Consider the following 15517-nt stretch of genomic DNA (forward strand, 5'->3'; position numbering starts at 1 on the left):
AGAGGCGATCCGGCTGAAGGAAAAGGGCGCGGCCACGGAAGTGGTCGTCGTCTCGATCGGCGAGCCCAAGGCGGCGGACACGCTGCGCACCGCACTCGCGATGGGCGCGGACCGGGCGGTGCTGATCACCGCCGACCAGCCGGTCGAACCGCTCGGCGTCGCCAAGCTGCTCGCCAAGGTGGTCGAGGAGGAACAGCCCGGCCTGGTGATCCTCGGCAAGCAGGCGATCGACGGCGACAACAACCAGACCGGCCAAATGCTCGCCGGTCTGCTCGGCTGGGCGCAGGGGACCTTCGCGTCGAAGGTCGAGATCGACGGACAGAGCGCCAACGTCACCCGTGAGGTCGATGGCGGTCTGGAGACGGTGGCGCTCACGCTGCCCGCGATCGTGACGACCGACCTGCGCCTGAACGAGCCGCGCTATGCGTCGCTGCCCAACATCATGAAGGCCAAGTCCAAGCCGATGGCGACCAAGGCCGCCGCCGATTACGGCGTCGACGTCGCACCGCGCCTGACGATCACCCATGTCGCCGAGCCCGGCAAGCGACAGGCAGGCGTCAAGGTCGGCTCGGTGGACGAGCTGGTCGAGAAACTGAAAGCACTGGGAGTGGCCAAGTGAAGACGCTGGTATGGGTCGAGCATGACGGCGGGGCCGTCAAGGATGCCACGCTGGCGACCGTCACGGCGGCGTCGAAGCTGGGCGAGGTGCACCTGATCGTCGCGGGTCAGGGTGTCGACGGCGTCGCGCAGGCCGCCGCGAAGATCGCAGGGGTCGGCAAGGTCCATGTCGCCGACGACGCGGCCTATGCGAACGCACTGGCCGAGAATGTCGCGCCACTGGTCGCCGAGCTGATGGGCCATCACGACGCTTTCCTCGCGCCGTCGACCACCACGGGCAAGAACATTGCGCCGCGTGTCGCAGCCCTCATCGACGTGATGCAGATCAGCGACATATTGTCGGTCGAGGGACCGGACAGCTTCACCCGGCCGATCTATGCGGGCAACGCGATTGCCACGGTGAAGACCAGCGACAAGAAGCTGGTCCTGACGGTCCGCACCACCGCCTTCGAAAAGGCAGCGGCCGAGGGTGGCGCGGGTACGGTCGAGGCGGTGGCGACCACCGGCGACGCGGCCAAATCGCGCTTCGTCGGTGCGGAAAAGGCCGAGAACGCCCGGCCCGAGCTGACCAGCGCCAAGATCATCGTCTCGGGTGGTCGCGCGCTGGGCTCGGAGGAGCAGTTCCACGCGCTGATCGACCCGCTCGCCGACAAGCTGGGCGCCGCCGTTGGTGCGTCCCGCGCGGCGGTCGATGCGGGTTATGCCCCCAACGACTATCAAGTCGGGCAGACCGGCAAGATCGTGGCTCCGGAAGTCTATGTCGCGGTCGGTATCTCGGGCGCGATTCAGCATCTGGCGGGGATGAAGGACTCCAAGGTCATCGTCGCGATCAACAAGGATGAGGATGCGCCCATCTTCCAGGTCGCCGATATCGGCCTGGTCGGCGACCTGTTCACCGTCGTGCCGGAGCTGACCAGCAAGGTGTAAAGACAGGGTCTTCCCTCTCCGGTGGGGAAGGGAGACCGCTCCGCCTGCGACGTTAAACCCGACTTAGGCTCTGTGGTGTAGCATTCCCATATTGTCGTGGAGTGCGGAATGAAGCCTGCAGAGCCTCTGGCGTTGAACCATAGTTGGCCCCTGTTCGAACGCGGCCTGCGTTTCGACCTGGGGTGTCTCGACGCACCCGACCTGATCCTGGCCGGGACCCAGGACGCGGCGCTGGCCGCGCAGGGTATCGGGCGCTGGTCCTGCGATCTGACCTGTAACCGGCTGAGCTGGTCGACGGGCGTTTACGACCTGTTCGACTGGCGGCGCGACCGGCCGCTGGATCGGGACGGCGTGCTGCGCCTGTATCGATCCGAGTCCCTGTCGGCGGTCGAGCGGCTTCGCGCCTATGCGATCCGGCACCGTCGCGGCTTTACCGTCGATGCGCATATCCGGACGCCGGGCGGGTCGAGCTGGATGCGGATCGTCGGTGCCCCGCTATGTCAGGGCGCGCGGGTGATAGCGCTACATGGCCTGAAAATGGACGTCAGCGCCGAATATCGCTGATCTATGTGAGAAAAACCCTGCAAAATTCGATGGCTGCTTGTTAGCGCCGCGATGCTTTGGTTAGCATTCGCTCATGACAGACAATATCACGGGAGGGGGCGGTCGCCGCATACGGACGATCGCGGATCTGGCGGAGATGGCGGGGGTATCGCCCGGCACCGTGTCGCGGGCCCTGGCGGGCAAGGCGCTGGTCAATACCGAGACGCGCACGCGTATCCAGGCGCTGGCCGACCTGCACGGCTTTCGCCCCAATCAGATGGCCAGCCGCCTGCGCACCCGGCGCACCGGCGTGATCGGCATCGTCGTGCCGCTGGGCCATGATCGCCGCCAGCACTTGTCGGACCCATTCTTCATGACGATGCTGGGGCATCTGGCCGATGCGCTGACCGAGAACGGCTATGACGTGATGCTGTCGCGCGTGATCCCGGACGCCGCCGACTGGCTGGACCGGGTGGTCGACAGCGGCATGGTCGACGGCGTGCTGCTGATCGGCCAGTCCAACCAGTATGAGGCGATCGAACGCGTCGCCAGCCGCTATCGCCCGCTCGTCGCCTGGGGCGTGACGCTGCCCGATCAGGTCCATGCCGCAGTCGGCACCGACAATGCGAAGGGCGGTTACCTGGCCGGGCGCCACCTGATCGGGCGCGGATGCCGCCACATCGCCTTTCTGGGTGATATCGGCGCGCCCGAAATCCGTCAGCGGCATGACGGCGTCGCGCGCGCCATGGCGGAGGCGGGGATGGACGGCGGGCCGGTACAGCTTCCCACCCATCTCGCCTCCGACGAGATGGAGCAGGAGATCGCCGCCCATATCGATGCACTGGTCGCGCAGGGCGGGGGCGTCTTGCCGATCGACGGGATCGTCGCCGCGTCGGACATGATCGCGATGACCGCGGTGCGCGTGCTCGCCGACCGGGCCATCGCAGTGCCCGACACGCTGCCGGTCATCGGCTATGACGACCTGCCGCTCGCCGCGCAGGCGGTGCCGCGCATCACCACCATCCGCCAGGATATCGCGGCCGGCGCGCAGGCGATGGTCGATGCGCTCTTCGCCCGGATCGGCGGGGGCGAGGCGGGGTCGGTGGTGCTCGACCCCGAACTGATGGTGCGCGAAACGGCCTGAGCCCATTCCTCCCCGGCAAGACGTGGGACCAGTAAAGCATGGAGGAGGGGAACGCCGGTTGCGAGCGTGGGAAGCTTCGCAACGGGTGGCACCCCTCCGTCAGGCCTTTGGCCTGCCACCTCCCCTTGTAGGGGAGGAATAGTTCAGGCGATCGTCACCCGGTCGCCGTCGAACGCCAGTCTGAACCACGGCGCGGCGGTCCCGCCGAAACGCTCGCGGCGCAGGGATACGTCATCGCTCGCGTCGCGGCCCGCCATGCCCCAGTAATCGACGAAGCTGGTGACATCGCCTTCGCCCGTCACCCACCAGCAATAGGCCTGGGTCGGCTCGTCCACCGGGTTGCCCGCGACCAGCCCGGTGCCATTGACCGGCCGCCACGGCCCCGCGAAGCGATCTGAGACCATCGCATATAGTCCGGTCGGCGCGCCCAGGCCCGGAGCGAAGCGCTTCCCCTGAGTCGACCAGAAACAATAATAACGGCCGTCGCGAACGATGATGTGCGGGCGCTCCAGTTCGCTGTTGACGCCAAGGGACTCGATCAGCGGCGGCTGGATAGTCCAGCGGTCGCCTTCGCGCTTCGCGACACCGACGACGCCGTCGATATCCTGTTTCACCCAGCCCGCCGAGCCGACGAACAGCAGATACTCCGCGCCGTCCATAGGATCACGGAAATAGCCGGGATCGCGAAAGCCCTTGATGCCGCCATTTTCCGGCTCGGCCTGATTGGCGACGATATAATGATGGCCGTCCGCCGCGACGCTTTCGACCGGTTCGCTCCAGCCTTCGGTACGTGCGTCCTCGCCCTCGACGATGAAGCGTCCTTGCGTCTCGAACAGGCGCTGCTCGAAGGTGCGGGGCTGTCCGCGCCGCCCGGAGGCGGTGAAAAACATGGTCAGCGTCGTGTCGTCCTCGCCCAGCACGGCCGAGCCCGACCATTCGCGGCTACCCGGCGTGAAGCCGTCGGAAAAGGTCACGCCATGATCGCGCCAGCCATCCGCGCCATAGCTGGTCAGGCGGATGCGCGCTTCGTCATGTCGCATCTCGGGATCGGAGAGGCGCGGCGTCGCCAGGAAGAACCACCAGCTCCGCCCGCCGAGAAAGGCGGTGCGGCCATCGGCATAGGCGATCTGCCACATGTCCCAGAGATCATGATCGGGCAGGATCGGCACGACGTCGGCGGCGGTAAAGACCGGCAGGCGCGCATCGGTCTGCGCGGCGATCCCGGCCAGCGCTTCGGCGGACCAATGGGCAGGGTTGGGCCAAGGGGCAGGAACGTCGGTCATGATACCTCAGGGACAATCGGGTAAAGGGGATCAGGCTTGCGGGGCGGCACCGAGCGGCAGCCCCTGCGCATTGCGGGCGCGAACCGTATAGACCGAGACGGCGGCCAGCAGCATCAGCACGCCGCAGAGCGTCAGCACGTTGCGCGGATCGCCGCCCAGCCAGCTCTGGTAGAATAGCGGCAGCGTCACGCCGAAGATCAGCATCGGGATGACGATCATCATGTTGAAGATGCCCATATAGACGCCGGTCCGCTCCGGCGGGATCGAGCCCGCCAGGATGACATAGGGGTTGCCCATCATGCTCGCCCAGCCCAGGCCGATACCGATCGCGGGCAGGAACAGCATCGCCTTGCTGGTCATGTGCGGCATCACCATCATGCCGATCCCGGTGATGACCAGGCAGGCGGCGTGGAGCGGCGCCGCGCCGATCCGCTTGGCGAGCGGCACCATCGCAAAGGCCGCGACGAAGGCGACGCCGTTATAGAAGGCCGCCACCTCGCCATTGGTCAGCACCGCCGCGTGGAAACCCGACGAGGTCGCATCCGCCGTGCCGTACACCGAGCGGCCGATCGCGTAGATGACGTAGTTCCAATAGGCCATCATCGCATACCATTGGAACAGGCTCATCAGCGCCAGCTTGCGCATGGGCAACGGCATGTCGCGGATCGCGTCGCCAATCTCCTTCAAGGTGGCGCCGATGCCCTTCGGCGCAGCGGCGATACGCGCGCGCTCCTCGGGCATCAGGGGCAGTTCGGGGACCCGCCGGATCGACCAGACGATGGTGACGAAGGACAGGACCGCACCGATCATGAAGACGACGCGCGCAGTATAGGGAATATTGTGCCCGTCCACCCAATCCGGGTTCATCCCCGCCCAGACCAGGATGGAGGGCGTGAGGAAGGCGAGCATCTGCGCCAGACCGGTAAATGCGCTCTGCGTCAGGAAGCCGACATTGTGCTGCGACCCGTCCAGCCGGTCGGAGACATAGGCGCGGTACGGCTCCATGGTGATGTTGTTGCCCGCATCCAGGATCCAGAGCAGCGACACCGCCATCAGCAGCGACGAACTGAGCGGCATGAAGAACAGGCCCAGCGCGCACAGTACCGCGCCGATCAGGAAATAGGGCGTGCGCCGCCCCCAGCGGCTGTCCGTCCGGTCGCTCATCGCGCCGATCAGCGGCTGGATCAAAAGGCCCGTCATCGGCCCGGCCATCTGCAACAGCGGGATCTGCGCCTCGGACGCGCCTAGATAGCTGTAGATCGGCGCCATGTTGCCCTGTTGCAGCCCGAAGCTGAACTGCAGGCCCAGAAAGCCCAGATTCATTTCCAGGATGCGGGTCAGCGACAGACGCGGCTTGAACGGCGTTCCGGTTCCGGCGGCGGGGTTGGACGGGGTCATGCGGGTCCTCTCGCACGCGGGGGTGGGCCTGTAGTCTATCGCTGGCTTGCCGCGTCGGGGCCATCATGCCGCGCCGGATCATAGATTGCAACAAACGATTGCAACGATAAACGACGAGCCGTGGAACGGCAATTTTAGAAACGTTTAGGGCTTGTCGTCATCCTTGCGGGCCAAGGCAGCACTTTCCCGCTTCAATGGGCGCGCCACCGGACAGACTTCCTGGACGAAGCCGTTCAGCGCGTTGGTCAGGCTTTCCGGCACCAGCCGATAGAAGACGAACTGGCCGCGCTTCTCGCTGGTGACGAGGCCCGCTGCTTCCAGGATCGACAGATGCTGCGAAATGGAGGGCTTGGCCATGTCGAAGCGCGAGGCGATGTCGCCCGCACTCAACTCGGCATGGGCCAGATAGGCCAGGATACGGCGGCGGGCCGGATTGGCGAGGGCCTCGAATACGCGTTGCATGCGGGGACATTTAGGCAATTCGCTAACCGTTGACAAACGCCATTCGGTATTTAGGAATATACCTAATTGTATAAGGAGTGTCGTATGACTGTCCGTTCGACTGCACGCATGATCGCCTTGCCGGACAGCGACGCACGGCGGGGGCAGGTACGATGGGCACCGATCCGCTCCCTATGGACGATCGGCATGACCGGATCGGCGCTGGTCCTGGCGCCGTTATACATGACGCCGGGAGCGGTGGCGCTGTGGCTGATGACGTCGGCGGTCACGCTGTGTCTGGGGCATTCGATCGGGCTTCACCGGTTGCTCATCCATCGTAGTTTCACCGCACCGCTCTGGTTGGAGCGGGTGCTGGTCTATCTGGGCACGCTGGTCGGCATGGCAGGGCCACTGGGCATGGTACGGCTCCACGATACCCGCGACTGGGCGCAGCGGCAGGTCGCGTGCCACGACCTGCATGCGCACCGTGCACCACTCCTCCGTGACGCCTGGTGGCAGATGCATTGCCGCCTCGACCTGACGCATCCGCCACGTTTCGAGCCGGAGGCTCGCCTGTGCGACGACCGGTTCCTGATGTGGCTGGAGCGGAACTGGATGGCGCAGCAGCTTCCCTGGGCGTTGTTGTTCTTCTGGATCGGCGGCATGCCGTGGCTGGTCTGGGGCGTGCCCGTGCGGGTGGCGATCGGCGTGACGGGGCACTGGCTGGTCGGCCATGTCACCCATCGCCGGGGTCCTCAGGGTTGGACCGTAGACGATGTCCCGGTGCAGGGGCATGACCTGCCCGCCGCCGCGCTGATCACCTTTGGCGAGGCGTGGCACGGCAACCACCATGCCTGGCCCGACTCTGCCCGCTTGGGTATCGAGCCGGGCCAGCATGATCCGGGATGGTGGGTGCTGATCGCCCTGCGTCGCATGGGGCTCGTCCACGATCTCAAGGAACCGGCGATGTTGGCTCCACGCGAAGGCCTGCACCGGGTGGTGAAACAGGGCGATGCGTTGGGATAGGATCGTGAACCTCGCTCACCGCCCGCCGGGCGGCAGGTTCGTCTCCAGATAGCGGGTCATCAGCGAATAGAGGTGGATGCTGGTATTCTCGCCTTCGTAGATGCCGTGGCTTCGGTCGGGATAGGCCATCATCGTGAACGGCTTGTTGAAGTGGATCAGGCGGTCGACCAGCTGATCTTGGTTCTGGTAATGGACATTGTCGTCCAGCGTCCCGTGGATCAGCAGCAGATTGCCCTTCAGCCGGTCGGCGAAGGTGATGGGCGAGCCGTTCTTATACCCTTCCACATTGTCCTGCGGCAGACCCATATACCGTTCCTGATAGATGGTGTCGTAAAGCTTCATGTCGGTCGGCCCCGCCACCGCGATGCCGGTCTTGTAGAGGTCGGGATAGCGGAACAGCGCGTTCTGGGTCATCGCGCCGCCGCCGCTCCAGCCCCAGATGCCGATCCGGGCGGGGTCGATATAGGGGCGGGTGGCCAGCATCTTGCGCACGCCCGCCGCATAGTCGGCGGAGGCCAGGATGCCGACCTGGCGATAGATGCTCTTGCGCCAGTCATGGCCGCGCGGGGTGGCGGTGCCGCGGGGATCGAGGCTGGCGACCAGATAGCCCTTTTGCGCCAGCATCCGGTGCCACAGCCCCTGCGACCCGGCCCAGCGGTCCGCGACCGTCTGGCCCCAGGGTTCGCCATAGACGAAATAGAGGATCGGATAGCGCTTGGCGGGATCGAAGCCCGGCGGCTTGATCAGCCAGCCGTCCAGCTGCGTGCCGCCGCCGATATCGACACGGAAGAACTCGGTCGCAGGCAGGCCGGTGTCCTTGATCACCTTGGCCAGCGGCGCATTGGCGGCCAGCGTGCGCAGCGGCTGCTGACGGGTCATGTCGAGCATGTCCGTGACCGGCGGCGCATCGAAGCGCGAGACGGTGTGCAGCGCCCAATGCTCGCCCGGCGCGATGTCGTAGCTGTGGGTGCCCGGCTGGTTCGCAGGCGTCAGCCGCTCGACCTTGGGCGTGCCCGACAGGGTGGTGCGATAGAGATAGCGCTGGGTCGGATTGTCGGGCGAGGCGATGAACCAGGCATAGCCCGCCTTTTCATCGACGTTGAGCAGCTCGACCACGTCGAACTTGCCCGGCGTGCGCAGGGTCGCGCGACCGGTCGCTCGGTCGACGGTGTAGAGGTGCCGCCAGCCGTCGCGCTCGGACAGCCAGGTAAAGCTGCGCCCGCCGTTCAGCCATTCGGGCGCGACATTGGCCTCGACCCAGGCGGCGTCCCGCTCGACCATGATCGGCTTGACCGCGCCGGTCGCCGGATCGCCGAGCAGGACGTTGTAGCTGTTCTGGAGCCGGTTGGACTGCTGGATGAACAGCGCATCCGATCCGCCCGCCCAGCTGATCTGCGGCACATAGTTCTGGCGCGGATCGCCCGCCAGCTTGAACCAGCGGGTCGCGCCATCGGCGACGTCGATCACGCCGGTCGTCACCGCCGAGTTGGTCGTCCCCGCCTTGGGATATTGCAGCGGGATCACCTGCGAGTACTGGCCGCCGGTGTTCTTGATCATGTCGAACGTGCCGACGCCCTTCGTGTCGAAGCGCAGGAAGGCGATGCGCCGGGAGTCCGGGCTCCACTCGAAGGCGCGGTGAACGCCGAATTCTTCCTCATACACCCAGTCGGCCAGGCCGTTGACGACATAATCGTCGCCGTCCTTGGTCAGGGCGACGGGCGCACCGCCCGCGATCGGCTCGACATAGATGTTGTTGGCGCGGACATAGGCGATGCGGCTGCTGTCTGGGGAGACGGTGGCATAGAGCAGGGTCGAGGGCGCGGCGTCCGGCCCGACCTTGTGCAGGCGGCGATTGGCCACGTCGTACAGCCAATAGTCGGATAGTGCGTTGGTGCGGCGGAAACGCTGGCCGTTGGTCTGGATCAGCAGCCACTTGTCGTCGGGCGACCATTCATAGCTGTCGATGTTGATCGGCGCGCTGGCCCCTGCCGGGATCAGGTCGGCGGCGGCGGCCACGACCTGGCGCTGGCCATCGGCGATGCGATAGCGGACGATATCCTGCCCGCCCTTGGCTGCGGTCTCCAGCGCGAGATAGCTCTCGCCGTCCTTGCTCCAGCGGCTGGAGCGGACGGACTCGGTACGCACCGCGCCCCGGCCGAAAATGCCTTCGACCGACAGGGCGCCGGTGGGCGCGGCGGACGGGGTGCCGGCGGCGGTTTCGGCGGGAGGCAGCGGCACGGGCGTCTGCGCCGTCAGCGGCGTCGCCAGCGCGATCGAGGACAGGGAAACCAAAAGCCCGGAAATCCGCCAGCACGACCGCATCGACCCATTCACTCCCTGATTGGAAACAGCCAGCCTAACCATGTCTCCAAAAATCGTATACTGAAATCTTCGTGGCGATCGTTTCCGATGCGACTAAGGAAGGCGCTCAGGCGATCGGGAAAGGACGACTGGCGGATGACGGCGGGTATCGAGCATGTCGCGATCATCGGGGGCGGCTTTGCGGGCACGCTGCTGGCGATCAATCTGGTTCGCCATGACGGGCCCCGCGCCACGCTGATCGAACGGCGCGCCAACCAGCTGGCACGCGGTGTCGCCTATAGCGCGGCCCATGCCGACCATCTGCTGAACGTCCGTGCGGGCAATATGAGCGCGCTGCGCGACGATCCCGATCATTTCGTCCGCTGGCTGGTCTCGCGCGGGGCGGGGGATGCCAAGACCTTCGTGCCGCGCCGGGTTTACGGCGACTATCTGCGCGACCTGTTGATGGAGACGATCGCGGCGAACCCGGCGCGGCTGAGCCTGGCGAAGGGCGAGGTCATCGGGCTGGATCGCGACGGGCCGGGCTATCGTCTGCGCATGGCGGAGGAGGGAAGCGATGGGGCCGCGCTGACCGCCGATGCGGTGGTGCTGGCGCTGGGCAATCTGCCGCCGCACACGCCGCCCGGTATCGACCCGGCCACCCTGGCCGAGGGCTGTTACCGCGAGGACCCCTGGGCTGGCGATATCGCCGAGGGACTGGGCGATGATGACCAGGTGCTGCTGGTCGGCAGCGGGCTGACCGCGATCGATGCGGCGCTGCTGCTGGATGCGAGCGGCTTTGGCGGGCGGACCATCGCGATGTCCAGGCGGGGGCTGCTGCCGCGCCGCCATGCCGATGCGCCGCCGGTCACGCCCTTGCGCGAACGGCCCGCCGCCAGCCTGTCCACCTTGGTCCGGCACGTGCGATGCGCCGCGCAGGAGCAGGGGTGGCGCGGCGCGGTCGATGCGTTGCGCCCGGTGACGCAGATGATGTGGGGCGCGGCGGACGGCGCGACGCGGGCACGCTTCCTGCGCCATGTACGACCCTATTGGGACGTGCATCGTCATCGTCTGGCCCCCTCGGTCGCCGATCGGGTCGAGGCGCTGATGGCGGCGGGGCGGCTGGCGATCACGGGCGGCAAGTTGGTGCGGGTCGAACCGCAGGGCCAGGGCGCGGTCGTCCACTGGCGCCCGCGCGGGGCCGAGGCGGTCGAGACGCTGAAGGTCGCGCGGATCGTCAACTGCACCGGGCCGCAGGGCGACCTGCTCCGTTCACGCGAACCGTTGATCCGCCATCTGCTGGACGCCGGGATGATCCGCCCCGATGCCTTGCGCATCGGGTTGGAGGTCGATGCGCAGAGCCATGTCGTCGCGGCGGATGGCGGGGTGGACGACCGCCTCTACTGCATCGGCCCGATGACGCGCGGCGGGCTTTGGGAGGTGGTCGCGGTGCCGGACTTGCGGCAACAGAATTGGGAATTGGCGCGGCGGCTGGCGCACGCGCAATGGGTCGGCGGCGAGGGGCTCTGACCGTTCCTCCCCCTTGCGGGGGAGGAGTCAGGCCATCGCCCCGATCTTCTTCAACCAATCCGCATGGCTCGGCATGGATTCCGCCATCTGTCCGATCGCGTCCGCCAGCTTGCCCACGAAGCCCCGGCTCTGCACGGGGTCGCCGTAAGCCAGCAGCGGGTCCAGTCCCTGGGGCATGTTGAACTGCCCCAGATGCACCGCCGCCCAGCTGGCCGGGCCGAACAGGTCCATGTCGCGCGCGACCAGCCGACCGCTCTCGCGGAAATGCGCGATCTTCATCGCCAGCGTGTCGGGGATCGGCATCGCCGCACATTCGCGCCACAATGGCGCATCGCTCCGCTCGGTCAGCTTATAGTGCAGGATCAGGAAGTCGCGGATCCGCTCATATTCGGTGATCGCGACGCGGTTATATTCCTCGATCGCCGTGGGTGAGAAGGCTTGGGTGGGGAAATAGGCGAGCAGCTTGGCGATGCCCGTCTGGATCAGGTGGATGCTGGTCGACTCCAGCGGCTCCATGAACCCGCTCGACAGGCCGATCGCCACGACGTTGCGGTTCCACATCAGTCTGCGCCGCCCGGTGGTGAAGCGCAGGAAACGCGGATCGCCCAGCGCCCGCCCGTCCAGATTCGCCATCAGCGTCGCCGCAGCCTGATCGTCCGACAGGTGGCGGCTGCAATAGACATAGCCATTGCCCGTCCGGTGCTGGAGCGGGATGCGCCACTGCCACCCCGCTTCGCGGGCGGTCGAGCGGGTATAGGGCGTCAGGCCGTCGCCGCCGGTCTCGCACGGCACCGCGACCGCGCGGTCGCAGGGCAGCCAGTGCGTCCAGTCCTCATAACCGGTGCCCAGCGCCTCCTCGATCAACAACCCGCGAAAGCCCGAACAGTCGACGAACAGGTCGCCCGCCAGCACCCGGCCATCGTCCAGCATGACCGAGGCGACATGACCGCGAACGTCCTCCAAAGCGTGGCCCGCAATTCTGCCTTCGACCCGCGCCACGCCGCGCGCCTCGGCATAGCGCCGCAGGAACTGGGCATAGAGCCCGGCATCGAAATGATAGGCATAGTCGAAGGTCGAGGCGACGCTGCGCGGATCGGCCATCGGCGCGGCGAACCGCCCGCGCTGGCCCGCGCCCCAGGCCATGGACAGGTCATCGAACGCGACGCCGCTGTCCGGCCCGCCCGCCGCCAGCCAATGCTGATGCACCGCCACCAGATCGAAGGATTTGCCGTGCGTGCCGAAGGGGTGGAAATAACGATGCCCCTCGCGTCCCCAGCCGACGAATTCGATACCTAGCTTGAAGCTGCCCTTCGTCTCGCGCAGGAACTCGGCCTCGTCGATGCCCAGCGTCTGGTTGAACAGGCGGATGGGCGGGATCGTCGCCTCGCCGACGCCGACCGTGCCGATGGCATCCGATTCGACCAGCGTGATCGAAAGCCCTCGCGGACTGGCATGGGCAAGTGCCGCGGCCGTCATCCATCCCGCCGTGCCGCCACCGACGATCACGACCGAGCGAATCGCATCGGGGGAAGGGGTCGTCATCGCCATCTCTCTCCTCTGGGCACGCGCGGCCCCGCACATTCTTAGCCGGTCGATAGGGCCCGCGCCGCTGTGCTTTCTCGATCACAGAAAGGTAAAATTCTTTGCAATGGTTTGCAATGGTGCTTTGCAAACGATTGCGAGTGTGATACCCAAAATACACGGCATCCCGGACAGCGGGACGAATCAGGAGAGGGTTATGACGACGAACGTTCTGCGTTCCTGCGGATCGATGGCTGCCTTGGCAGTGGCGCTGATCAGCGCACCGGCCTTTGCACAGACGGCGCAGGCTCCCACCCCGGCGACTCAGGAGGGTGCGACCCCCGATGCCGGCGTGTCCAGCGAAGACATCGTCGTCACCGCGACCAGCGGCGAGCGGTCGCGCTTCCGCAGCTCGATCTCGGTCTCGCAGGTCAGCCAGGAGGCGATCCAGAACTTCACGCCCCGTTCGACCGCGGAAATCCTGCGCAACATCCCCGGCCTTCAGCCCAGCGACACCGCGGGCCCCGGCGGTAACGCCAATATCGGCGTGCGCGGCATTCCGGTGTCGACCGGTGGTTCGGAATATGTCTCGCTGCAGGAAGACGGCCTGCCCGACGTCCTGTTCGGCGACATCAACTTCGGCAACAACGACTATTGGCTGCGCTTCGACCAGAACATCAAGACGGTCGAGGCGGTGCGCGGCGGTTCGGCCTCGACCTTCGCCAGCCAGGCGCCGGGCGCGGTCATCAATTTCATCAGCAAGACCGGCGACGTGCAGGGCGGCCAGATCGCCTATTCCAACGGCCTGGGCTTCCGCGAGCATCGTGTCGACTTCGACTATGGCGGCCCGATCGACGAGAGCACCCGCTTCCATGTCGGCGGATATGCGCGCAACGGCGGCGGCTATACCAACGAGAATTTCAACATCCTGCGCGGTTATCAGATCAAGGCGAACATCACCCGCGACCTGGCCGACAATCGCGGCTTCATCCGCCTGTACTTCAAGCGGCTGGACGAGCAGGCACCGACCAACACCACCACGCCGACGCTCGCCACGCTGGACGGCGACCGCGTGACCGGCTTCACCCCGCTGCCCAATTTCGACGGGCGTTCGGGTTCGGCCTATACGATCTACAACCGCAACTTCCAGTATCTGGACTATGACAATGGCGGCGTGAAGTCGGCCGAGGTGCAGGGCATCCACCCGCGCGTCACCGGCATCAGCGGCCAGGTCCATTACGACATCACCGACAATATCTCGCTGGACGACACGATGCGTTACCAGTGGATCAGCGGCAACTTTACGACCCAGTTCATCAACGTCCAGACCAGGCAGAATACGGTAGCTGGTGTTTCGTGCGCTACCAACTCGCCGGGGGCAAATGGTCTGATCGGATCTTGCGTCAACGGCCAGACTGTCGGTTCGATCCGCTATGCGGCGGGTCCGAACACGGGCCAGTTGTTCACCGGCGCGTACATCAACAACAATCCGAACATCAACGTGTTCATGAAGAACATGGACAACTTCGCCAACAACCTGTCGCTGAACGGCAAGTTCGACGTCGGGCCGGGCAAGGCGCGGGTGACCGCCGGTCTGTTCGTGATGCGGCAGAACATCGTTCAGGACTGGCACGTCAACCGCCAGTATAGCGAGCTGAACGGCGAGAATGCCGCGCCGCTCGACCTGTTCTCGACCACGGGGACGCAGCTGACCGCCGCTGGCCAGGCCGGGTTCAACGACAATTGGGGCAGCTGCTGCGCGCGTCGTGTCGACCTGACCTATACCGACGTCGCACCCTTCCTGCAGGCGGGCTATGAAGTCGGCGGCCTGAACCTCGACGCCTCGGTCCGTTACGACAGCGTCCATGGCGAGGGTACCGCGCAGGGCGGCGTCGCAGGTCCCACGACCCGCGTGACGGATGCGCTGGGTTCGGCGCTGATCCCCTCACTGGTGCTCAGCCCGAGCGTGGAGAAGATCAACTATACCGATGGCTATTTCAGCTGGTCGGTCGGCGCGCTCTACGCCTTTGACAGCAGCACCAGCGTCTTCGCCCGCGCCAGCCGTGGCGGCCGCTTTAACGCCGACCGCCGTGTCCTGTCGGGCAATTTCAACGCGGACGGCTCGCTGAACGCACAGGGGCAGGCGACCTCGGTCAACTTCCTCAACCAGCAGGAAATCGGCCTGAAGCAGCGCGGCGGCCTGGGGGGTGCGTCCTACTCGGTCGAAGTCACGGGCTTCCACTCGACCCTGACCGAGAACAACTACGACTTCACCCGGATCAACAACCCGGCGCCGAACAACAATCCGAACATCTCGAACGGCTATCGCTCCTACGGTATCGAGTTCAGCAGCCGCGTGACCTATGGTGACTTCCACCTGTCGGTCGACGCGACCTATGCGAATTCGAAGATCACCAGCAGCGCGACGCCGCAGCTGGTCGGCAAGAAGCCCGGCGGCCTGCCCGACTTCCTGTTCGTGGTATCGCCGTCCTATGATGCCGGTCCGGTGGCCTTCGGCGTCAGCATGAACGGCCAGACCAGCACCAAGTCGGACGACTTCAACCTCTACACGATCAAGGGCTCGACCTTCTTCAACGGCTTCATCACCGTGCGGCCGATGGACAAGCTGGAGCTGGGCCTGAACGCCAACAACATCTTCGACAAGCTGGGCTTCCGTGGCGGCGGCGGCATCTTCCCGATCCTGTCGTCGACGCAAGGCGTGTTCAACAATACCGCGCTCTATGGGCGCACGGTGACGGCTTCGGTCCGCTACCGCTTCTGATCG

The 15517-nt window shown here is 66.0% G+C and carries 12 protein-coding genes; 7 read left to right on the plus strand and 5 right to left on the minus strand.

Annotation, left to right across the window (positions count from 1 at the left end; all coding sequences use genetic code 11):
- From SOM26_RS07550 to SOM26_RS07565, 4 genes are all read left to right on the plus strand, one after another.
- Positions 1-619: electron transfer flavoprotein subunit beta/FixA family protein (locus SOM26_RS07550; RefSeq protein ID WP_320452105.1), on the plus strand; the 619-nt coding region annotated here is incomplete at its 5' end.
- Positions 616-1545, plus strand: coding sequence for an electron transfer flavoprotein subunit alpha/FixB family protein (locus SOM26_RS07555; protein ID WP_320452106.1), 930 nt, complete (start codon positions 616-618; stop codon positions 1543-1545). The genes SOM26_RS07550 and SOM26_RS07555, both read left to right, overlap by 4 nt.
- A 108-nt stretch (positions 1546-1653) precedes the next feature.
- Positions 1654-2109, plus strand: coding sequence for a hypothetical protein (locus SOM26_RS07560; protein WP_320452107.1), 456 nt, complete (start codon positions 1654-1656; stop codon positions 2107-2109).
- Between the two features lie 73 nt (positions 2110-2182).
- The gene (locus tag SOM26_RS07565) at positions 2183-3232 is read left to right on the plus strand and encodes a LacI family DNA-binding transcriptional regulator (protein ID WP_320452108.1); all 1050 of its coding nucleotides are present in this window, start codon (positions 2183-2185) and stop codon (positions 3230-3232) included.
- Positions 3233-3375: 143 nt separating this feature from the next.
- Here the strand turns inward: SOM26_RS07565 and SOM26_RS07570 are convergent, their stop codons facing one another.
- From SOM26_RS07570 to SOM26_RS07580, 3 genes are all read right to left on the minus strand, one after another.
- Positions 3376-4515, minus strand: a complete 1140-nt coding sequence (locus tag SOM26_RS07570; protein WP_320452109.1) for a glycoside hydrolase family 68 protein — start codon at positions 4513-4515, stop codon at positions 3376-3378.
- Positions 4516-4545: 30 nt separating this feature from the next.
- The gene (locus SOM26_RS07575; RefSeq protein ID WP_320452110.1) at positions 4546-5913 is read right to left on the minus strand and encodes an MFS transporter; all 1368 of its coding nucleotides are present in this window, start codon (positions 5911-5913) and stop codon (positions 4546-4548) included.
- Between the two features lie 144 nt (positions 5914-6057).
- On the minus strand, positions 6058-6375 hold the full coding sequence (locus SOM26_RS07580) for a metalloregulator ArsR/SmtB family transcription factor (protein ID WP_320452111.1): 318 nt from the start codon (positions 6373-6375) through the stop codon (positions 6058-6060).
- Positions 6376-6459: 84 nt separating this feature from the next.
- Between SOM26_RS07580 and SOM26_RS07585 the strand changes: the two genes are divergently transcribed.
- Positions 6460-7380, plus strand: coding sequence for an acyl-CoA desaturase (locus SOM26_RS07585; RefSeq protein WP_320452112.1), 921 nt, complete (start codon positions 6460-6462; stop codon positions 7378-7380).
- A gap of 15 nt (positions 7381-7395) precedes the next feature.
- Here SOM26_RS07585 and SOM26_RS07590 read toward each other — a convergent pair whose 3' ends face one another.
- A complete protein-coding gene (locus SOM26_RS07590) occupies positions 7396-9672 on the minus strand; it encodes a S9 family peptidase (RefSeq protein WP_320452113.1) in 2277 nt (758 codons plus the stop codon).
- A gap of 165 nt (positions 9673-9837) precedes the next feature.
- Between SOM26_RS07590 and SOM26_RS07595 the strand changes: the two genes are divergently transcribed.
- The gene (locus tag SOM26_RS07595) at positions 9838-11211 is read left to right on the plus strand and encodes an FAD/NAD(P)-binding protein (protein ID WP_320452114.1); all 1374 of its coding nucleotides are present in this window, start codon (positions 9838-9840) and stop codon (positions 11209-11211) included.
- 27 nt (positions 11212-11238) lie between these two features.
- On the opposite strand, the gene SOM26_RS07600 is transcribed toward SOM26_RS07595, so the two are convergent.
- Positions 11239-12753: a tryptophan halogenase family protein gene (locus tag SOM26_RS07600; protein WP_320452115.1), complete on the minus strand. Its 1515-nt coding sequence runs from the start codon at positions 12751-12753 to the stop codon at positions 11239-11241.
- A 196-nt stretch (positions 12754-12949) separates the two neighbouring features.
- Here SOM26_RS07600 and SOM26_RS07605 point away from each other — a divergent pair, with 196 nt between their 5' ends.
- Complete coding sequence (locus SOM26_RS07605; protein WP_320452116.1) at positions 12950-15514, plus strand: TonB-dependent receptor domain-containing protein; 2565 nt, start codon at positions 12950-12952, stop codon at positions 15512-15514.
- Positions 15515-15517: the final 3 nt, after the last annotated feature.

Origin of the sequence: Sphingomonas sp. CFBP8993, from assembly GCF_034044895.1 — a bacterium.
In the GTDB taxonomy this organism is placed as follows: Bacteria; Pseudomonadota; Alphaproteobacteria; order Sphingomonadales; family Sphingomonadaceae; genus Sphingomonas.